The 19,859-nt window shown below is 68.9% G+C and carries 20 protein-coding genes; 16 read left to right on the top strand and 4 right to left on the bottom strand.

Translation table 11 applies throughout. The annotated features are described in order from the left end of the window. The first annotated feature begins 224 nt into the window (after positions 1 to 224). Together ACYVLV_RS06765 and ACYVLV_RS06760 are read left to right on the top strand one after the other, a co-directional pair. Positions 225 to 1,109 carry a phosphoribosylaminoimidazolesuccinocarboxamide synthase gene (locus ACYVLV_RS06765; RefSeq protein ID WP_460808729.1) on the top strand — a complete coding sequence of 295 codons (885 nt, stop codon included), beginning with the start codon at positions 225 to 227 and terminating at the stop codon, positions 1,107 to 1,109. 7 nt (positions 1,110 to 1,116) lie between these two features. Continuing rightward, positions 1,117 to 1,533, top strand: a complete 417-nt coding sequence (locus ACYVLV_RS06760; protein ID WP_460808727.1) for an acyl-CoA thioesterase — start codon at positions 1,117 to 1,119, stop codon at positions 1,531 to 1,533. On the opposite strand, the gene ACYVLV_RS06755 is transcribed toward ACYVLV_RS06760, so the two are convergent. Beyond that, the gene (locus ACYVLV_RS06755; protein WP_460808725.1) at positions 1,509 to 2,966 is read right to left on the bottom strand and encodes a protein adenylyltransferase SelO; all 1,458 of its coding nucleotides are present in this window, start codon (positions 2,964 to 2,966) and stop codon (positions 1,509 to 1,511) included. The two genes, ACYVLV_RS06760 and ACYVLV_RS06755, sit on opposite strands and share 25 nt — an antisense overlap. Positions 2,967 to 3,011: 45 nt before the next feature. Between ACYVLV_RS06755 and ACYVLV_RS06750 the strand changes: the two genes are divergently transcribed. From ACYVLV_RS06750 to ACYVLV_RS06740, 3 genes are all read left to right on the top strand, one after another. Continuing rightward, a complete protein-coding gene (locus ACYVLV_RS06750; RefSeq protein ID WP_460808723.1) occupies positions 3,012 to 3,443 on the top strand; it encodes an SRPBCC family protein in 432 nt (143 codons plus the stop codon). 97 nt (positions 3,444 to 3,540) lie between these two features. Further along, positions 3,541 to 5,103 carry a long-chain-fatty-acid--CoA ligase gene (locus ACYVLV_RS06745; protein WP_460808720.1) on the top strand — a complete coding sequence of 521 codons (1,563 nt, stop codon included), beginning with the start codon at positions 3,541 to 3,543 and terminating at the stop codon, positions 5,101 to 5,103. Positions 5,104 to 5,168: 65 nt separating this feature from the next. Next, complete coding sequence (locus ACYVLV_RS06740) at positions 5,169 to 5,303, top strand: hypothetical protein (RefSeq protein WP_460808718.1); 135 nt, start codon at positions 5,169 to 5,171, stop codon at positions 5,301 to 5,303. A 77-nt stretch (positions 5,304 to 5,380) separates the two neighbouring features. Here ACYVLV_RS06740 and ACYVLV_RS06735 read toward each other — a convergent pair whose 3' ends face one another. Further along, positions 5,381 to 5,884 (bottom strand): YflT domain-containing protein, encoded by a 504-nt coding sequence (locus ACYVLV_RS06735; RefSeq protein ID WP_460808735.1) that lies wholly within the window; start codon positions 5,882 to 5,884, stop codon positions 5,381 to 5,383. Between the two features lie 49 nt (positions 5,885 to 5,933). Here ACYVLV_RS06735 and purS point away from each other — a divergent pair, with 49 nt between their 5' ends. Genes purS through ACYVLV_RS06720 form a run of 3 tightly spaced genes read left to right on the top strand, consistent with a single transcriptional unit; the run spans position 5,934 to position 7,299 of the window. Continuing rightward, the gene (purS, locus tag ACYVLV_RS06730; protein WP_460808715.1) at positions 5,934 to 6,191 is read left to right on the top strand and encodes a phosphoribosylformylglycinamidine synthase subunit PurS; all 258 of its coding nucleotides are present in this window, start codon (positions 5,934 to 5,936) and stop codon (positions 6,189 to 6,191) included. Then, on the top strand, positions 6,188 to 6,856 hold the full coding sequence (gene purQ, locus ACYVLV_RS06725; protein ID WP_460808714.1) for a phosphoribosylformylglycinamidine synthase subunit PurQ: 669 nt from the start codon (positions 6,188 to 6,190) through the stop codon (positions 6,854 to 6,856). The genes purS and purQ overlap by 4 nt, the downstream gene beginning before the upstream one ends. Then, on the top strand, positions 6,853 to 7,299 hold the full coding sequence (locus ACYVLV_RS06720) for a DUF3817 domain-containing protein (RefSeq protein WP_460808712.1): 447 nt from the start codon (positions 6,853 to 6,855) through the stop codon (positions 7,297 to 7,299). The genes purQ and ACYVLV_RS06720 overlap by 4 nt, the downstream gene beginning before the upstream one ends. Before the next feature lie 83 nt (positions 7,300 to 7,382). Here the strand turns inward: ACYVLV_RS06720 and ACYVLV_RS06715 are convergent, their stop codons facing one another. After that, positions 7,383 to 8,849 (bottom strand): glycoside hydrolase domain-containing protein, encoded by a 1,467-nt coding sequence (locus tag ACYVLV_RS06715; RefSeq protein WP_460808710.1) that lies wholly within the window; start codon positions 8,847 to 8,849, stop codon positions 7,383 to 7,385. 314 nt (positions 8,850 to 9,163) lie between these two features. Between ACYVLV_RS06715 and ACYVLV_RS06710 the strand changes: the two genes are divergently transcribed. From ACYVLV_RS06710 to ACYVLV_RS06700, 3 genes are all read left to right on the top strand, one after another. Beyond that, positions 9,164 to 9,385 (top strand): hypothetical protein, encoded by a 222-nt coding sequence (locus ACYVLV_RS06710; protein ID WP_460808709.1) that lies wholly within the window; start codon positions 9,164 to 9,166, stop codon positions 9,383 to 9,385. Between the two features lie 93 nt (positions 9,386 to 9,478). Further along, positions 9,479 to 11,824 (top strand): phosphoribosylformylglycinamidine synthase subunit PurL, encoded by a 2,346-nt coding sequence (gene purL / locus ACYVLV_RS06705; protein WP_460808708.1) that lies wholly within the window; start codon positions 9,479 to 9,481, stop codon positions 11,822 to 11,824. A gap of 119 nt (positions 11,825 to 11,943) precedes the next feature. After that, on the top strand, positions 11,944 to 12,777 hold the full coding sequence (locus ACYVLV_RS06700; RefSeq protein WP_460808707.1) for an alpha/beta hydrolase: 834 nt from the start codon (positions 11,944 to 11,946) through the stop codon (positions 12,775 to 12,777). Positions 12,778 to 12,904: 127 nt separating this feature from the next. On the opposite strand, the gene ACYVLV_RS06695 is transcribed toward ACYVLV_RS06700, so the two are convergent. Then, the gene (locus ACYVLV_RS06695) at positions 12,905 to 13,753 is read right to left on the bottom strand and encodes an SCO6745 family protein (RefSeq protein WP_460808706.1); all 849 of its coding nucleotides are present in this window, start codon (positions 13,751 to 13,753) and stop codon (positions 12,905 to 12,907) included. 36 nt (positions 13,754 to 13,789) lie between these two features. Here ACYVLV_RS06695 and ACYVLV_RS06690 point away from each other — a divergent pair, with 36 nt between their 5' ends. The 5 genes from ACYVLV_RS06690 to ACYVLV_RS06670 all read left to right on the top strand — a co-directional run bounded on the left by ACYVLV_RS06690 (position 13,790) and on the right by ACYVLV_RS06670 (position 19,840). Continuing rightward, the gene (locus ACYVLV_RS06690) at positions 13,790 to 14,185 is read left to right on the top strand and encodes a sterol carrier family protein (RefSeq protein ID WP_460808705.1); all 396 of its coding nucleotides are present in this window, start codon (positions 13,790 to 13,792) and stop codon (positions 14,183 to 14,185) included. Between the two features lie 77 nt (positions 14,186 to 14,262). Then, the gene (locus tag ACYVLV_RS06685; RefSeq protein ID WP_460808704.1) at positions 14,263 to 15,627 is read left to right on the top strand and encodes a M20/M25/M40 family metallo-hydrolase; all 1,365 of its coding nucleotides are present in this window, start codon (positions 14,263 to 14,265) and stop codon (positions 15,625 to 15,627) included. A 14-nt stretch (positions 15,628 to 15,641) separates the two neighbouring features. Beyond that, positions 15,642 to 16,826, top strand: coding sequence for a PucR family transcriptional regulator (locus tag ACYVLV_RS06680; protein ID WP_460808702.1), 1,185 nt, complete (start codon positions 15,642 to 15,644; stop codon positions 16,824 to 16,826). 163 nt (positions 16,827 to 16,989) lie between these two features. Next, entirely contained in the window at positions 16,990 to 19,347 is a 2,358-nt protein-coding gene (locus ACYVLV_RS06675; RefSeq protein WP_460808700.1) for a molybdopterin cofactor-binding domain-containing protein, read from the top strand. 16 nt (positions 19,348 to 19,363) lie between these two features. After that, on the top strand, positions 19,364 to 19,840 hold the full coding sequence (locus tag ACYVLV_RS06670) for a (2Fe-2S)-binding protein (protein WP_460808699.1): 477 nt from the start codon (positions 19,364 to 19,366) through the stop codon (positions 19,838 to 19,840). Positions 19,841 to 19,859: the final 19 nt, after the last annotated feature.

The raw sequence follows: 19,859 nt of genomic DNA, 5'->3' as shown, positions 1-19,859 counted from the left end.
TCAAAGACCCCGACGCCCTCATCGCCCTGATCATGCTCAGCCTCGGCGGCCACCGACCACACCTCCCCGGACGAACATGACCCACACATCAGTCACAAGAGCCCCAGTCGGCGCTTGTTGACTCAGGTTTTTTGCCGAGTCGGCGCTTGTTGAAGAACACGCGCCGACTCGGCCCTTTCCGGGCGTCAATAAGCGCCGACTCGGTGAGCACTAGGGTGGGATTCGTGGCCGACCTCAACATCCCCGACGCCCCGACGATCGAGGGAGCGACCCACCTGCACTCGGGCAAGGTCCGCGATCTCTACGAGTTGCCCGACGGTCACCTGCTGATGGTGGCCAGCGACCGGATCTCCGCCTACGACTTCGTCCTCGACACCACGATCCCCGAGAAGGGCGAGATCCTCACCCGGATGTCGCTGTGGTGGTTCGAGCAGCTCGCCGACCTGGTCCCCAGCCACATCGTCTCGACCGACGTGCCGGCCGCGGTCGCCGGTCGCTCGGTGGTCTGCGAGCGCCTCGAGATGTATCCCGTGGAGTGCGTGGCTCGCGGCTACCTGACCGGCTCGGGTCTGCGGGAGTACGCCGAGTCCGGAGCCGTGTGCGGCATCGATCTGCCCGCGGGGCTCGTCGACGGCTCCCGGCTCGAGTCCGCGATCTTCACTCCGGCCACCAAGGCGGCGTTGGGTGATCACGACGAGAACGTCTCCTTCGACGCGGTCGTCACCGAGATCGGCGCGGAGCGGGCCGCTGAACTGCGCCAGCTGACCCTGGACGTCTACGCCCGCGCGGAGTCCCTGGCCCGCGAACGCGGGATCCTGCTGGCCGACACCAAGTTCGAGTTCGGTGCCCGACCCGACGGGACCACGGTCCTGGCCGACGAGGTGCTGACCCCCGACTCCTCGCGCTTCTGGTCGGCCGCCGACTGGAACCCCGGCCGCCCGCAGCCCTCCTACGACAAGGACATCGTCCGCAACTGGCTCACCTCGCCCGCATCGGGCTGGGACCGCACGTCGGGCGAGCCGCCCCCGCCGCTGCCGGCCGAGGTCGTCGAGCGCACCCGGGACCGCTACCGGACGGCGTACGAGCTCCTGACCGGCAACCAGTGGTGAGGTCCGCGTGAGGACCACCAGCCAGGTCACCGAGGAGGACTGCCGCCACGACGCCGACCAGGTCGACCCCACAGCACCCGGGTACGGCGCGCACCTGCCGTTCCACTCGATCCTGCAACGCTGCGGCCTGGCCTGGCGCAACTTCATGGCGGACATGCCGCTCGACTACGCCGGCATCATCGTCCCCAACGTCAACGCCGACTTCGTCGCCGAGGTCGGCCTCGGCGACCTCGACATCGACGTGTCCCTGGTCAAGGTCGGCCGCACGTCGTTCACCGTCGAGTGCCTGGTGAGCCAGGCCGAGCGCACCGCCGCGCGGGTCACCGTCGTGCTGGTCGCGTTCGACTACGCCGGCGGGGTGTCGATCCCGCTGACCGACGGCCAGCGCGACTGGCTGGGTCAGGTCCCGCAGAAGGTCGTGTAGGCGCCGAAACTCTCCGGGGCCGGCTCGGCGAACCGTTCCAGTCCGGGACGCTCGGCGAACGGGTCACGCAGCACGTCGAGTAAGGCCTGCACCGGGGCCAGATCGCCGGCGCTGCCCGCGACCAGCGCCTCCTCGACGAGGTGGTTGCGGGGGATGTAGACGGGATTGACCCGGTCCATGACATCCGGGTCGGGACTCAACGCCACCCAGCGACCGAACCACGCGTCGTACGCCGCCACCTCGAGCACGAGGTCGCGTGCGGTCGACGTGCCCTCGCGCCGATCGCGGGCCAGGGCGCGGAAGAACGAGGTGTAGTCGGCCTGGCCTCGGATCAGTCCGAGCAGGTCGTTGACCAGGTCGTGCGCGACGTCGTCCTCGACCTCCGGCGGCAGCCCGAGCTTGCGGCGCATCCCGGCCGACCACGTGGCGGCGTACCGCGTGCGGAACCGGCCGAGCTCCTCGACGGCGATCTCGATGGCCTTGGTCTGATCATCATCGATGAGGGGCAGGAGGGCCTCGGCCAGACGCGCGAGGTTCCACTCGGCGATCTCGGGCTGGCGACCGTAGGCGTAGCGCCCGTCGGCGTCGATGGAGCTGAATACGACCGCCGGGTCGAAGACCTCCATGAACGCGCACGGACCGTAGTCGATGGTCTCCCCGGAGATGGTCGTGTTGTCGGTGTTCATCACGCCGTGGACGAAGCCCACCAGCATCCACTGAGCGAGCAGGTCCGCCTGCGCCTGCACGACCTCGGCGAACAACGCCCGCGCGGGCTCCGGGTGTCCCTCGATCGTCGGGTAGTGACGGGCGATCGCGTGGTCGATCAGCCGGGTCATCAGAGCAGGATCACCGTTGGCGGCGGCGTACTGGAAGGTCCCGACCCGCAGATGGCTCCGCGCCACACGGGTCAGGACGGCGCCGGGCAGTGGCCCCTCCTGACGGTGCACGGGGCGACCGGTGGCCACCACGGCCAACGACCGGGTGGTGGGTACGCCGAGCGCATGCATCGACTCGGCCATCACGAACTCGCGCAGCATCGGACCGACGGCGGCGAACCCGTCGCCACCGCGCGAGAACGGCGTACGGCCGGAGCCCTTGAGGTGGAGGTCGCGCAGGGCCCCGTCACCGACCTCGATCTCGCCGAGCAACAGCGCGCGGCCATCACCCAGGCGGGGGGAGTAGCCACCGAACTGGTGCCCTGCGTAGGCCTGCGCCACCGGGGCGGCGCCGGGCGCCACGGCGGTTCCGAGGAGGAACCCCAGGCCGTCCTCGGAGCGGAGCCAGGCGGGGTCGAGCCCGAGGTCTGCCGCGAGGGTCTCTTCGAGGAGCAACAGTTGTGGGGTGGGGGCCTCTGCGGCCTTCCACGCGAGCGCGAGCTCGGGAAGGTCATCGGCGAAGGCGTGGGAGAGCGTGGGCGGTGATGCGGGAGGCATGTCTCGAGATTACGGCTCGTAGGGTGGAGTCATGGTGCTGACGTCATGGTGAAGGCAGTGCAGTTCCCGGTTCCGCCGGAGGTGGCGTTCGACTACCTCGTGGATCCGGTCAACCGACCGGCGTGGCAGTCCTCGCTGCGCAGCGTCGAGGAGGTCGACGGCGACCCGCGCGTCGGTCAGACCTGGATCGACGTGACGCTGCCGGGGCTGCGGCCCACGATGGAGACCACGCTCCTGCAACGTCCGCTGCGGTGGACCGAGATCGGCACGTGGCACGGGATCGCCGCCGAGTTGACCCTGGACTTCGCGGCGTACGGCACCGACACGTTGGTCACGCCGACCTTCGAGGTCACCGGTCGTGGCCCCGCTGCGGCGCCGGCGTACCTGGCGAACAAGGTGGCGGTGTTCGCGGTCATCCCCGACCTCAAGCGGGCGGCCCAGATCCTCGGACGCGCTAGCGGACCGTCCGGTCGTTGATCCCAGGCGGAGGGTTCTCACCGCGCGTTGAGTAGGTTGACTCACATCAGAACCAGGTGTGTCCCACACCACCACCAAGCCACCACGGAGGCCCCGGATGACGACGTACAACCTAGCCAGTGTTCTCGAGGACAGTGCTGAGAAGTACCCCGACCGGGAAGCGATCGTGCTGGGCGACACCCGGCTGAAGTACGCCGACGTCAACGGCGTGTCCAACATGGTCGCGAACCTGTTGGTCTCCCGAGGTCTGAAGCCCGGGGACAAGGTCGCCCTGAGCTGCGCGAACCTGCCGTACTTCTCCATCATCTACTTCGGCATCCTCAAGGCCGGCTGCACCGTCGTACCGCTGAACATCCTGCTCAAGGGACGCGAGGTGGCCTACCACCTCGAGGACTCCGACGCGAAGGCCCACTTCTGCTTCGAGGGCACCGACGAACTGCCCATCGGCAAGGAGGGGCACGCCGGGTTCGAGATGACCGACGGCTGCAAGGACTTCTGGATGATCACCGTCGACCCGGCCGGTGCATCGCCGATCGAGGGCACCGAGACGCTGGGCCAAGGCATCAACGGACAGCCCGGCACCTTCGACACCGTAGCCACCGACGAGGACGACACCGCGGTCATCCTCTACACCTCCGGCACCACCGGTCAGCCCAAGGGCGCCGAGCTGCGCCACCGCAACATGCGCGACAACGCCGCAGCGGGCGCGGACCTGTTCGAGGCCAACGCCGACAAGCCGGACACCTACCTGTGCGTGCTGCCGCTGTTCCACTCCTTCGGGCAGAGCGTCATCCAGAACAGCGGCTTCCTGTACGGCGGCACCGTCGTCATGCTGCCCCGCTTCGAAGCCGATGCCGCGCTCAAGACGATGGCCAAGGAGGGCGTCACCTTCTTCGCCGGGGTCCCCACGATGTACTGGGGCCTGCTCGGCGCGCTGGACGACTCCGGCGTCGACGTCAAGGCACTGGCCGCCAATCTGCGCGTGGCCGCCGCCGGTGGTTCGGCCCTCCCGGTCGAGGTGCACAAGGAGTTCCAGAAGCGTTTCGGGGTCACCATCCTCGAGGGCTACGGCCTCTCGGAGACCAGCCCCGTCGCGAGCTTCTCCCCGCACGGTGAGGAGCCCCGCGTCGGCTCGATCGGCACGCCCATCAAGGGCGTCGAGATGAAGCTCCTCAAGCCCGAGAGCTGGGACGAGATCGGCCCGGACGACGAGGTCGGCGAGATCGCGATCAAGGGTCACAACATCATGAAGGGCTACTACGGTCGCCCCGACGCCACCGATGAGTCCATCCAGGACGGGTGGTTCCGCTCCGGCGACGTGGGTCGCAAGGACGAGGACGGTTGGTACTACATCGTCGACCGCTCCAAGGACATGATCATCCGCGGCGGTTTCAACGTCTACCCGCGTGAGATCGAAGAGGTCCTGCTCAGCCACGAGGACGTGTCGCTGGCCGCCGTGATCGGCGTACCCCACGAGAGCCACGGCGAGGAGATCAAGGCCGTGGTCATCCTCAACAAGGGTGCGAAGGTGACCGAGGACGAGTTGATCGCCTGGGGCAAGGAGCAGATGGCCAACTACAAGTACCCGCGCCAGGTGCAGTTCGTCGACGACCTGCCGATGACCGCCACCGGCAAGATCCTCAAGCGCGAGCTGTCCTGATCCCTCCACTGACCGCCAGCCGGGTCATCGGCCTGCTGGCCGCTCTGGGTCTGATTGCCGCCGGCGTGCTCTGGTCCCTTCAGGGGCTGGGGTACGTCGACGGCACCTTCACCAACTCCAAGTCCTGGTCACTGATCGGGCCCGGCACCGCCGGCCTGGGCGTCGCCCTGGCCATCGTGGTCCTCCAGCGCCGTGAATAACCGGGATAGTCCCTGACGTTTGTGCGACGTCGTACGGCGTGTCGTCGCACAAGCGTCAGGGACTACCTCTGTGTCGCCTACTCGAACGGGTTCGGTACGCCGCCGGGCAGGTTCGCGAGGAGCTCGCGGGCCTGCGCGGCCGACTTGTGCTCGACCAACACCTCGTAGCGCGTCGCCACCACCTGGGTGACCGACGAGAAGTCCCGCTGGCCGCGGGTCATGGCGTAGCCGAACAAGGACCAGATGACCCCGAAGAGGGCACCGATCACCACGGTGCTCAGGATCGTGGCCAGTGCGCTCTCCTCGGTGAAGATCGTGAAGATCAGCCCGATGAACAGGCCGAGCCAGATCCCGGACAACAGGCCACCGAGGGCCACGCGAGGCGTGGTCAGCCGACCGGTGATCCGCTCGATCCGCTTCAGATCGGTGCCGACGATCATCAGTTGCTCGACGGGGAAGTGGTTGTCGGAGAGGTAGTCGACGCTCTTCTGGGCGGCGGCGTAGTCGTCGTACACCGCCAGGGACTGGGGGAAGTCCAACTTCAGCGGAGACGTGCGGGAGGACGGTTGTGCGGAAGGCATGCTCATGCCCCCCAGTGTGCCGGTCGGGCCCTCGCCCTAGACTCGGTGCGTGCCTAGAGTCGTGGTGGACGTCATGCCCAAGCCCGAGATCCTCGATCCCCAGGGGAAGGCCGTGCAGGGTGCATTGCCCCGCCTCGGCTTCGCCGGAGTGAGCGATGTGCGCCAGGGCAAGCGGTTCGAGCTCGAGATCGACGGCGAGGTCACCGACGCGGTGCTGGCCGACGTGGCCCGAATGGCGGAGACCCTCCTGTCGAACCCGGTCATCGAGAACTTCACCGTCACCGTCCCCGACGGGTCCCCGGCGTGAAGGTCGGGGTCGTCACCTTCCCCGGGTCCCTCGACGACGTCGACGCGGCCCGCGCGGTCGGCGTAGGCGGCCACGAGGCCGTTGCGCTGTGGCACGGCGACCACGACCTGCGCGGGGTCGACGCGATCGTCCTGCCGGGAGGTTTCTCCTACGGCGACTACCTGCGCTGCGGCGCCATCTCCCGCTTCTCCCCGGTGATGACCGAGGTCATCGCGGCCGCGAACGCCGGCATGCCCGTCCTGGGGATCTGCAACGGCTTCCAGGTGCTGTGCGAGTCCCACCTGCTGCCGGGCGCCCTGATCCGCAACGACCACCGCAAGTTCGTGTGCCGCGACCAGCGCCTGCGGATCGAGAGCACCTCGACCCCGTGGACCAACGCCTACGCGGAGAACGCGGAGATCACCATCGTGCTCAAGAACGGTGAGGGCGGGTACGTCGCCGACGACGCCACCCTGGACCGTCTCGAGGGGGAGGGCCAGGTCGTCGCGCGCTACCTCGACCTGAACCCGAACGGCTCGATGCGCAACATCGCCGGCGTCAGCAACGAGCGCGGCAACGTGGTCGGCCTGATGCCGCACCCCGAACACAGCGTGGAGGAGCTCACCGGCTCCGGAGTCGACGGGGTGGGCTTCTTCACCTCGCTGGCCGCAGCGACCTTCGCGTGAGCCCCAGCAGGCTCTTCATCCTGCTCGCCCGCGCCGAGGCGGTCACCTGGGCGATGCTGCTGAGCGGGATGGTGTTGAAGTACGCCACGGAGACCACCGAGCTCGGGGTGCAGATCGCCGGGCCGATCCACGGTGTCGTGTTCATCGCCTACGTCCTGACCGCGGTCGTCGTGGGTGCCGATCAACGCTGGTCGACCCGTCGATTGGCCCTGGCCGTCGGCGCCTCGATCCCACCGTTGGCCACCATCCCCCTCGAGCGGTACGCCGCCCGCCACGGGTGGCTCGCCCCCTCCTGGCGGTTGGAGCGCGAGGAGCCGGCAGGCCCGACCGATCGTGTGGTGGCCTGGATGCTCCGACACCCGGGACGCGGCGCACTGGCTGCGCTGGGAGCCGTCGCCGTCCTCACCGCGGTGGCCCTGATCGCCGGTCCGCCGGGCGGCTGAGCCCCCGCTCAGCCGCCCTGCCCCGTCCAGCCGCCGAGCCCCCGCTCAGCCGCTGTTCCCCGGTTCGATCGCCGAGCCCCCGCTCAGCGAGCGCCGTTACGCAGCTTCCGCCAGGTCTGGTAGTTGGTCACGCCCGTGACCTTGATGCGAAGGGCCTGCTGGTAGCCCTTGACCGCTGCGACCGTGCGGTCGTCGAACACCCCGGTCGACTTCAGACGCCCCTGCGGGTAGACCGCGTTGAGGGCCCGCTGGGCCCGTAGGACGTCGTCCCCGTGGGAGCCGACCTTCAGCGCCGGCCGCGACCCTGCGGCGTACAGCGTGGCCCAGTGGGACTTGGTCCAGCCGTTGGTGGCCCGGAATCCCTTCTTGACCTGCCATGCCTTCGCCGCCGACACGGTGTCGCCGGTGAACTGCCCGTCGATGGGTCCGGAGTAGAGACGCTTCTCCTTCAGCAGGCACTGCAGGCCGCGGACCTTCTTGCCGGACGCTCCGGGCCTCATGAAGGGAAGCTTCACGAAGCCGACGCGTACGCCGCCGCAGCGGTTCTCCGAGGGAGAGGTCGACCCGGTGCCGAGATCGAGGTAGTTGCGGTCGATGTTGATGCGTACGCCGCCCCAGACCTCGTCGTGTCCGCCGGTGTACTGCTTGACCCGGCCACCAGGACGCCACCCGTCGCCGCGCAGGTACTCGGTCGAGGTGTTCGCCACGTTGTCGTAGCGGGCGAGCCAGATCTGGTCGGGCAGGTGGAACGCGTCGGGGCGCTCGACGCGGGCGTCGTCGAGCATCTTCATGCCCGAGCCCGCGCTGGAGTAGACCCCGGAAACGTAGTTCAGGGACCGGATCGCGGCGGTCCAGCCGCTGAGGAAGACCAGGGCGGACTCTCGGCAGTGGTAGTTGCCGAGGTCGAAACCCTCGAGGTCGTAGAACAGGGTGCTGCGCGGCACGATGCCGAGGTTCCGGGCCGCGACCACGGCTTTGCGGGCTTCGGCAACGCCCTGGTTCCAGGCCTGCTGGTAGTTCTTCTTGCTGCCCGGGTTCGCGCTGATCTTGAAGTCGTCGTCGTAGCGAGGGAACCGCGGCTGGCACGACGCCTGGGGGCCGAGGGTGATCGGCAGCAGACTCCAGCCCTGGTTCAGTTGCTTGCGGACCCAGGTCGCGTCGAGGTTCGACTGGGTGCGGCAGGCCCGGGAGTCACCCGAGATGTAGATCCCCACGGCCAGGAACGGCGAGTGCTGCATCCACTTGTTCATCGTCTTCTGGTTCTGGGTCTCGCACTGGTCGAAGCCGTAGCCGGTGATGTTGCCCGGGGTGACGGGGTTCTCAGCAGCAGCGGCGGGGGCGACGGCGGCGGACATCGGGGCGAGGGCAGCGGCCGCGCTGGCCTGCCCTGCTGTGGCCGCCGCGCTCACCGGAGGGTTCAGCGCGGTGAGCAATCCACCGGCGAGCAGACCGGTGATCGCGCAGGCGGTGACGATCCCCCGAACGCGTGGACGGTCGGACGAGCGCGATACGTCGGGGGAGGAAGCTGGGGAAGTCAGGCGGGAAGGCATGGTGAAACTCCGAAGGATGTCGTCGGCGTTGGGGGAAGACCTCGTCGAGGATGAGTCACCATAACCACACCAGTAACACCGGTAACAGCACTCTGCGTGAACTACAGACCTGTAATTCGGCCGCTGTTCGGACTAGTCCGTTGTGACCATGACCCTGGCTGCTCGGTCACTTCGGCATCGACGAACGGTTGAAAGACGCCTGCGACCCTGGCCATCACCACGTCGGCGGGTCACAGTTGTCTCGACGGCCGGATCCCCCCGGCGGCCGTCGACTGAAGAGGATCCGCCCCGCCCCCACCTCCCAGGAGATTCAGATGATCGCCACGTGGAGCATCACCCCTGTGCTCGGCCTGGCGCCGCTGTTCCACGCCGACCCGACGGTCGGTGGACCGCCCCTGCTCACCCCCGATGGGCACTGGCGCTGGAACGGCGATCACTGGCTCGTGGTCGGTGGGGCGGCTGGCCCCTCGACTGGTCCCTCGACTGGCCCGGCGTACCTGGTCGGTACGCCGGAGCCGGCCCGCAGCGCTGCCTGAGGCTCAGCGCAGCCGCGGGCCCGGATCGCCCACCGCCGGTGCTCCCGGTGGGCGACCCATGGGCGCACGATCACCCGGCGATACATTGGGACCGTGCCGCAGACCTCTCACTCCGAACCGATCCCCGAACCAGTCACCGGCCTCGACACCGTCGACCTGGCCCTCTCCGACCCCGATCGTGAGCAACCCTGGTCCGAGTTGGGACTGAAGGCCGACGAGTACGCCGAGATCTGCGAGATCCTCGGCCGTCGCCCGACGAGTTCGGAGTTGGCGATGTACTCCGTGATGTGGAGCGAGCACTGCTCCTACAAGTCCTCCAAGGTGCACCTCAAGCAGTTCAGTGAGATCCCGCAGGAGACCCCGTTGGGTGCCGGGTCGGCCAAGATGCTGGCCGGTATCGGTGAGAACGCCGGCGTCATCGACATCGGTCACGGGTACGCCGTCACGTTCAAGGTCGAGTCGCACAACCACCCCTCCTACGTCGAGCCCTACCAGGGTGCGGCGACCGGCATCGGTGGCATCGTCCGCGACATCCTGGCCATGGGCGCCCGTCCCGTCGCGGTGATGGACCCGCTGCGCTTCGGTCCGCTCGACGCCGAGGACACCAAGCGCGTTCTGCCCGGGATCGTGGCCGGCGTCGGGGGCTACGGCAACTGCCTGGGCCTGCCGAACATCGGGGGCGAGGCTGTCTTCGACTCCACCTACCTCGGCAACCCCCTGGTCAACGCCCTGTGTGTCGGCGTACTGCGGCACGAGGACCTGCACCTCGCCAAGGCCTCCGGCGTGGGCAACCAGGTGATCCTCTACGGCGCCAAGACCGGCGGCGACGGCATCGGCGGCGTTTCCATCCTGGCCAGCGAGACCTTCGACGGCGCAGCAGACGGCTCCGGCGGACCGGCCAAGCGGCCCAGCGTCCAGGTCGGTGACCCCTTCATGGAGAAGCTCCTCATCGAGTGCACCCTGGAGATCTTCGCGGCCGGTCTGGTTGCCGGCATCCAGGACCTCGGCGGCGCCGGACTGTCCTGTGCGACCTCCGAACTGGCCAGCGCCGGTGACGGCGGCATGCACGTTGAGCTCGATCGGGTGCCTCTGCGCGACTCCTCGCTGGCTCCCGAGGAGATCCTGATGAGCGAGAGCCAGGAACGGATGATGGCGGTCGTCGAGCCCGACGACGTCGAGGCCTTCTTGGCCATCTGCGCCAAGTGGGAGGTCGACGCCACCGTGGTCGGCGAGGTGACCGACACCGGGCGCCTGCAGATCGACTGGCACGGCGAGCGGGTCGTCGACGTACCCCCACGCTCGGTGGCCCACGACGGGCCGACCTACGAACGCCCCTACGCCCGACCCGGTTGGCAGGACGCCCTGCAGGGTGACGCCGCCGAGCACCTGGCCCGCCCCAGGACCGGTGAGGAACTGCGCGACACGGTCCTGCGTCTGGTGGGTTCGCCCAACCTGTGCGACAAGTCCTGGATCACCGACCAGTACGACCGCTACGTCCGCGGCAACACGGTCCTGTCCCAGCCCAGCGACGCCGGCATGGTTCGGGTCGATGAGGAGACCCACCTCGGGGTCGCGCTCGCGACCGACTGCAACGGACGTTTCGCCAAGCTCGACCCCTACACCGGCGCGCGCCTGGCCCTGGCCGAGTCCTACCGCAACGTCGCGACCAGTGGCGCCGTACCGCTGGCGATCTCGGACTGCCTGAACTTCGGTTCTCCCGAGGACCCCGACGTGATGTGGCAGTTCGCCGAGGCCTGCCGTGGCCTGAAGGACGGCTGCCTGGAGCTCGGTATCCCGGTCACCGGGGGCAACGTCAGCCTCTACAACCAGACCGGGGTGACGGCGATCCTGCCGACCCCCGTGGTCGCCGTACTCGGGGTGATCGAGGACGTACGCCGTCGCACTCCCACCGGTTTCCGGTCCGTGGAGGGCAACGACCCGGGCGAGACCGTGGTGCTGCTCGGTGCGACGCGCGAGGAACTGTCCGGGTCCGAATGGGCCCACGTCGTGCACGACCACCTCGGCGGTATGCCGCCCGTGGTGGACCTCGGCGCCGAGAAGCACCTGGCCCAACTCCTGCACGAGGCCGTCGGTCTGATCACCAGCGCCCACGACCTGTCCGACGGCGGTCTCTCCCAGGCCCTGGCCGAATCCTGCATCCGGCACATGTGCGGGGTGACGGTCTCCCAGGAGGCGCTGCAGCGGGTCGCGCCGGATCCGTTCGTGGCGCTGTTCTCCGAGAGCGCGGGTCGCGCCGTCGTCACAGTGCCGCACGAGGACGTGGACCGACTGCTCTCGCTGGCCGGCCAGCACGGGGTTCCGGCGATGGAGATCGGTCGCACCGGCGGCGATGTTCTCGCGATCGAGGGTTCCTTCGAGATCAACCTCCTCGAGGTGCGCTCGACCTGGACCAAGACGCTTCCCCTCGCCCTGGCCTGATCGCGAGTCGGCGCTTATTGACGCTGGAAACGGGTCGAGTCGTCGCGTGTTGCGTCAAGTAGCGCCGACTCGGCGATCGAGGGGGAGTGTCGTCAGGGGTGCCCTGGCACGCTCTGGCCATGAGACGCCGGACGCTGCTGATGTTGCCTGCCATCGGTGCGGCTGGCCTGGCGTTGGCCGCCTGTGGAGAGGATGCCCCTGTGCGTGAACCGACCGGGCCCGGCGAGGGCCGACTGACCTACGGGCAGGACCCGAGCCAGTTCGGCGACCTCTACCTTCCCGAGGGCGAACCCCGCGGGGTCGTCGTGGTGATCCACGGTGGGTTCTGGAAGTCGGGTTTCGACCTCAGCCTCGGGGCACCCCTGGCGACCAGTCTGGCGGCGGAGGGCTGGGCGGCCTGGAACCTGGAGTACCGACGGGTCGGCACGGGAAGCGGGGCAGGCGGCGGCACGCCACAGACCTTCGACGACATCGCGGCGGGGATCGACAAGCTCGCGGACACCGGCCTCGACCTCTCCACCGTCGTCACGCTGGGGCACTCGGCCGGCGGGCATCTAGCGGTCTGGGCCGCGGCGCGCGACCGCTATGACTGGCCGGGTGGGGTTCCCGTCACCGCAGCCATCTCCCAGGCGGGGGTTCTCGACCTGGTGGGCGGCAGTCAAGCGGGGCTGGGTGGGGGAGCCGTCGAGGCCTTCCTCGGGCGCACACCCACAGCCGCCGACGCGGCGTACGACCCCCTGCAGCAACTGCCCCTCGACGTGCCCGTCTGGTGCGTGCACGGCACCGACGACACGATCGTCCCGATCAGCCAGTCCCAGACGTACGTCGCCGCGGCGACCGAGGCCGGCAGCGCCGCCGAACTCGTCGAGGTCGACGGCGACCACTTCGTCCTCATCGACGCCACCTCACCAGCCTGGACCCGCACCCTGGAGATCCTCGACGACCTCGGCTGACCACGAAGTCCGCCAGATGGGGACGCGAAGTCCGTCGAATGGGGACGCGAGATTTGCCAGATGGGGTCACGCACGATCTCGACGCCCCATCTCGCGAACTTCGGCGCCCCATTTGGCGAACTTCGTGTTAAGCGAAGACACCCTCGGGGAAGCAGCCACCGGCGAGGGCGGACATCACCCAGGGACGGCCCAGGTTGCGCAGGCGCACGGTGCCTTCTTCGCCGAGGGTCGACCACGGGGCGGCGGCGAGGATGTCGGTGGCGGACTCGACCGACTCCCGCAGCGAAACCCCGGCCTCGGTCAACGAGCCCTCGGCGGTGAACAGGCCCCGCTCGACGAGTTCGGCGTGCGCCGCTGTCCACTCCTCGTCGGACCAGCCGCGACTGGCCTGCGCCGCCGCGAGGGTGAAGCCCTTGCCCGTCGCGGTGTGGGTCATCAAAGCGGTGAGTCCGTCCAGGCCAGCGGCGAGCAGGGCCGCGACGTGACCGTCGCCGCGGTGCTCACGCATCAGGGTCAGGGCGTGAAACAGCACCATGTGCGGCTCGGTGGGCCACTCGAGGTCGGCGTGGGCGGCGTACAACGCGCGGCCGGCGGGGGTGCACCCGGCGGCGGCGGTGCGGGCCAACTCGGCGGCCTCGGCCATTTCCGCCGAGGCGAGGACCTCCTCGCCCAGCAGCCGGGTCCAGGCCTGCGAGACCCCGCGGTAGCGCGCCGCGTGTACGTCGGCCGGTGTGGCCGCCTCCCACGCGCCGGGCAGGAGGTGCGCGACCAGGCCGGGGCTGAACACGAAGAAGGTGGCCGTCACCGGGCCGGGTCCCACGAGGCCCATCGGCGCCGCGCGCCCGGCGAAGTACGCCGACATGCCCCGTCGTACGCCGAGCGCGGTGATCTCTTTCTCCACCTCCGGAACGAAGTAACACAGCGAGTGGAGGGTCTCGAGGGTGCGCGCCGTTTTGGCGGCCAGGTGCGGATCCATGCCCACCGTTCTACACGGTCCTGAGACCATGGACCCATGCCTGCCCGACTTCGCCTCGCGCCGACCGCCGATGTGGCAGCAGCGCTGGCCAGGGTGCGGGCCGCCGAGCCCGATCTCCCCGACTCCAGCGACCTGCGGATGCTGACCAAGCACTTCCTGGCCGTCCTGGAGTCCAGGGCGCCGGGCAAGTCGGTAGAGGTGCGCGTGCCGCCGTACGCCGCGGTGCAGGTCGTCCCAGGCGTGCGGCACACGAGGGGAACCCCACCGGCCGTCGTCGAGATGGATGCCGCCACCTGGATCGCCCTCGCCGCCGGTGACGCCGACTGGTTCGAGGTCGAACGCTCCGGTCGGGTCGCGGCCAGCGGCGAACGCACCGACCTCTCGGTCTACCTCCCCCTCACAGATCCGAACCCCCAACCGACCGGCCGATAGTCCCTGACGAAGTGGTGGTGAAAACGGCTCGGAGACCACCATTTCGTCAGGGACTACCCCCGGATAGGTTGGGCGACATGAGCCAAGAGATGCGGGACAGAGTGGCGCAGGTGCTGCCCGGGATCCGGAAGGACCTGGAGGATCTGGTTCGCATCGAGTCGGTCAGCGCCGACCCGGCTAGGGCCGGCGAGGTGCAGCGGTGTGCCGAGGCGGTCGCCGAGCTCTTCCGGGCCGAGAACTTCGACAGCGTCGAGATCGTCAGCGCCCGCGCCGACGGCGGTGCCCCCGCGGTCATCGCCCACAAGGCAGGCCCCGCCGGTGCCCCGACGGTGCTGCTCTACGCCCATCACGACGTCCAGCCCGAGAACGACCACGCCGAGTGGGATACCCCACCCTTCGAGCCCACCGAGCGTGACTCGCCCGACGGCCCACGCCTGTTCGCCCGCGGTGCGGCCGACGACAAGGCCGGCATCGCGGCCCACCTCGGAGCCATCCGGGTCTACGGCGACGACCTGCCCGTCAACGTCGTCATGTTCGTCGAGGGCGAGGAGGAGGTCGGCTCCGAGAGCCTGCCCGCCCTGCTCGCCGCGCACCACGAGAAGCTCCGCTCCGACGTCATCGTCATCGCGGACTCCACCAACTGGGCGATCGGTGAACCGGCACTGACCACCAGCCTGCGGGGCCTGGTCCGCGCCGACATCGAGGTCCGCTGCCTGACCCACGCCGTGCACTCCGGGATGTGGGGCGGGCTGATGCCCGACGCGCTGATCGCCCTGAGCCGGGTCATCGCCAGCCTCCACGACGACCGCGGCAACGTCGCCATCGACGGTCTCCACAGCGGCCCGGCCGCCGACGTGGTCTACCCCGAGGACCGTCTGCGCGCCGAGTCCGGAGCCATTCCCGGCCTCGACTGGATCGGGGACGGCTCCGCGGTCGAACGCCTCTGGACCAAGCCGGCCCTGTCCATCGTCGGCCTCGACGCACCGAAGGTCGACGGAGCCAGCAACACCCTGGTGGCCTCGGCGCGCGCCAAGATCAGCCTGCGCATCGCCCCCGGCGACACCAGCGAGAACGCCGCCGCCTGCCTCGAGCGTCACCTCGAACAGCACGTCCCCTGGGGTGCCCAGCTCACCTTCACCGTGGTCGACACCGGCGAGGCCACCCAGATCGACCCCACCGGACCGGCGTACGACGCGGCGCGAGCAGCCTTCGCCGAGGCCTGGGACGGCACTCCGCCCATCGACATGGGGGTGGGCGGGTCGATTCCCTTCATCGCCGAGTTCCTGGAGGCCTTCCCGAAGGCCAGTGTGCTGGTCACGGGGGTCGAGGACCCCGACACCCGCGCCCACGGAGCCAACGAGGGACTGCACCTCGCCGAGTTCGAGCGCGTGGTCCTCGCCGAGACCCTGCTGCTGCGCAACCTCGCTGCGAACCAGGACTAGGCCAGGTTTCTGCCGTGCGTGCCAGTCTGCTCAGCTTCCTCGCCGAGCACCGGCGCGGGCGGACCGAGGTTCTCGCGGACCGTTTGGCCTCACTGATCCAGGCGCAGAACCCCGGTTACACCGCGATCGCCGTGGTCAGTCGGCACGATCTGCGGGCCTCGTGCCGAGACAACATCGGGCGGGTGCTGGAGTTGCTCGCCGAACTCCTGGCCCAGGCCGACGACGAGCGGGGTACGCCGGCAACCGAGGCGTCCTACGACGCGGCCCGGGCAACGGGACAACGACGGGCCGAGCAGGGGCTGCCGCTCGACGACGTCCTGCGCTCCTTCCGACTCGGCGGCCGGTTGATCTGGGACGACCTGGTCGAGCAGGCGGCCGAGGAACTGCGATCCGAGGATCTGCGTGAGATCGGCACCCGGCTGTGGCAGGTCGTCGACGAGACCTCCGCCCAGGTCGCCGCGAGCTACCACGCCCACGAACGGACCACGGTGCGACTGGACGAGCAGCGTCGGGCCGAGCTGTGGGAGGGCCTGCTCAGTGGCCGGGCCCGAGACCCTCGCTACGCCAACGAGGCCGCCCAGGTGCTGAACCTGCCCGCCTCCGGGGACTATCTGGTCCTGACCGGCCGACAGCTCGACATCGACGCCTTCTCCTCCACGGCTTCCCCCCACGCGAGTGCCTGGGTGCATCGCACCGACGGCGCGGTCGGGTTGATCTCGTTGCGCGAACGCGACCAGGGACCCCTCCTGGAGCGACTCGCCGCCTTGGCCGACACGGTCGCGGTCGGCGTGTCCGCTGCGGTGCACGGTCTCGCCCGGGTCGACCAGGGTCTGGGCCAGGCGAGCCTCGCGTTGCGCGGGCTCGAGTCGACCACGGGCCTGGCCGCCTTCGACCAGCGTCTGCCCGAGGCGTTGCTCGTCAGCGCCCCCGATGTCGCGGCGCGCCTGATCGAGGTGTGGATCGCCCCCCTGCTCGCGGTCGGGGGCGAGGAGGCTCCGGTGTTGCTGGAGACGGCCCGGGCGTGGGTCCTGGTCGGTGGATCGGCCACGCGCACGGCCGCCCGGGTGCACTGTCACCGCAACACCGTGCTGAACCGGATCCGCCGGATCGGGCTGCTCCTCGATGCGGATCTCACCGCCGAGACACTGCCCGTGGACTTCGATCTGGCGCTACGAGCGCACCGGTTGGGCCTGGGCTAGGCGATTTCGATTTGTGCGTTGAGCACAACAAGAGCCGTCTGATCGTGTGCGCCTTGGGCATGGTGCACCTTGGTGACCGGTGACACACTTGACCAATGGCGTCGGCACTCGATCGACGCCCCGACCGTGCACCATCTCAGTAGACCCGTGGGGACGTGACGTAATGACGATCTCGGAAGACCAGCAAGCGCCGGAGACCGAAGGTGACGCCAAAGCGGGCGCCTCGGGGCTCGGGCGACGTAGTTTCATCGGGTACGTCGTCGCAGGGACCACCCTGGTCACGGCGGCCGACCTCAGTCTCGCGCGGCCCGCCAGCGCCGCCGCTGCGGTGGTCCCGTCCGGCCCACAGATCCCCGAGCTCTACGACCTCGAGGACCTCCAGACCGACGCGGCTCTGCCCACCTCGGCGCTGATCGCCGTGCGGGTCAACGAGGACGGCACCGCTTCCTTCGCCCTGCCCCGCGCCGAGGTCGGTCAGGGCATCACCACCTCGACCGCGATGATCATCGCCGAGGAGCTCGACCTCCCGGTCGAGAAGGTCAAGGTCACCCTGGCCCCGGCGCGACCCGAGCTGGTGTTCAACCAGCTGACCGGTGGCTCCAACACCAGCGTCTCGACCTACACCCCCATCCGGGTTGCCGCGGCCATCGCCCGCGGCGCGCTCCTGGCGGCGGCCGGCGCCCAGTTCGGCTACGCCGCGGACCGCCTGACCACCAAGCAAGGCATCATCACCGCCCCCGACGGGCAGACCACGACGTACGGCGCCATCACCCGCCAGGCCGCCGCGTTCGTCACCAAGACCGTCGAGGTCACCCTCAAGGGCAACGACGAGTTCACCGTCATCGGGACACCTCAGAACCGTGACGACGCGCTGGCCGCGGTCACGGGGCAGAAGGACTACACGATGGACCTGAAGAATCGTCGGGCCAAGCCCACGATGGTCTGCCGTCCGCCCACGTTGAACGGATCGCCCAAGCGGCTGCGCAACCGCAAGAGGATCCTGCGGATGCCCGGGGTGAAGCAGGTGGCCCTGGTCGACACCGGTGTCGCGGTGCGTGCCTCCACCTTCGGTCAGTGCATCGACGCGATCCGGAAGATGAAGGTCGACTGGAACCCCGGCAGCGTCGAGGGCGAGAACGACAAGACGATCCTGGCCCGGCTGCGCAAGGCCGAACTCCCCATGATCGTGCCCAACGTCCCGCTGTTGGCCGAGCAGGTCGACGCGGACTTCACCTTCACCTTCCGCAGCAGCGCGGCCCTGGAGCCGTACTGCGCGATCGCCGATGTCCGCAAGGACCGGGCCGAGATCTGGGCCGGTCTGAAGGTCCCGATCCTGGCTCAGCAGAACATCGCCCGTGAGGTCGGTCTGCCGCAGGACGCGGTGAAGGTCAACGTCGTGACCTCCGGTGGTTCCTTCGGGCACAAGCTGTTCGGGGATCACGCCATCGAGGCCGCCAAGATCTCCAAGGCCATGGGTAAGCCGGTCCGCCTGATGTGGCACCGTGCCGATGAGCCCCGCCAGGGCCGCCTCCACCCGATGGTGACCTCCCGGATCCGCGCCACGATGTTGGCCGGTCAGGTGCTCTCCTTCGAGCAGCGCAACACCAGCGTCGTCACGGACTTCAGCCACGGCTTGGGCGAGATCATCACCCAGACCATCGACGAGACCCCGGTCGCACCGCAGCTCGGAGGGTTCGGGTTCTCCCAGACGATCTTCGCGCTGACCCAGGAGCTGCCCTACAACTTCGGTCTCGTCACCCAGCTCCTCAACGAGACCGACGACCGCTTCAACACCGGCAGCATGCGCAACATCTATTCTCCGGACACCGCGGTGGCCAGCGAACTGGTGATCGACATGATGGCCAAGAAGGCCGGAATGGACCCGCTGGAGTTCCGGCTCAAGCACATCAAGAGCGCCAAGGTGCGCAAGGTCCTGGAAAAGGTCGCCGAAGAGGGCAACTGGGGTCGCAAGATGCCGGCCAACACCGCACAGGGCATCGCGGTGCACAGCGAGTACAAGGGCGCGACGGCCGTGCTGGTCGAGATCGACAACACCCCCGCCACGGTCAACCGGAAGATCCGCGAGGCCGTCACCGGTCCTCGGGTCACCAAGGCCCACCTCGCGGTCGACGTCGGACTGACGCTGAACCCCCGAGGCCTCGAAGCGCAGATGCAGGGCGGCTTCATGGACGGAATGGCCCTGACCCTGACCAGCAGTTGCCACCTGGTCGACGGCCGGTTCCTCGAGGCCAGCTGGGACAACTACTACTACACCCGCCAGTGGAACGTGCCGCTCGACCTGCAGATCCACATCCTCGACGGGGAGTCCGACCAGCCCGGAGGTGCCGGTGAAGCCGGTGTCCCCGCCTCTGCGGCCGCCGTGGCGTGTGCCTACGCCCGGGCGTCCGGCAAGGTCCCCACGGTCTTCCCGATCAACCACGGCAAGGTGTCGTTCAAGCCGAAGTCGTTCATCCCGCCCGTACCCCCGTCGCCGACCAACGGCCTGCGGTTCACCCGCTGAGGACTGGAGAAAAACAATGCCTAAGCAAACCTTCATCCTCAACGGCAAGCGCGTCAAGGTGAACGTCAAGAACAACCTCCGGGTTCTCTGGGTCATCCGGGACAAACTCGGAGTGACCGGCCCGAAGTACGGCTGCGGGATCAACGTCTGCAAGGCCTGCACGTCGCACATCAACGGCAAGGCCTTCAACCCCTGCTCGGTCAAGATCGAGGACATCGGTCCCAACGACCGGATCGACACCATCGAGGGGCTGCCCAAGACGGTCAACAAGCCTCTGCACCCGATGCAGCAGGCGTGGATCGACCGGGACGTCGCCCAGTGCGGCTACTGCCAGCCGGGCCAGATCATGGCCGCGGTCGCGCTGGTGAAGAAGGTACGCCGCGAGGGGCGCGAGATCCGTGACAGCGACCTGGACACGATCCGCAACATCTGCCGATGCGGCACCTACACCCGCATCCGCGAGGCCATCGAAGAGGGCGCACGTCGCATGTGACTGCGCCTTCCACCTCCCC

It is taken from the genome of Nocardioides salsibiostraticola, assembly GCF_054783655.1.
Note: the sequence above shows the minus strand (reverse complement) of the source record. Positions and strands in the feature narration are given on the sequence as shown.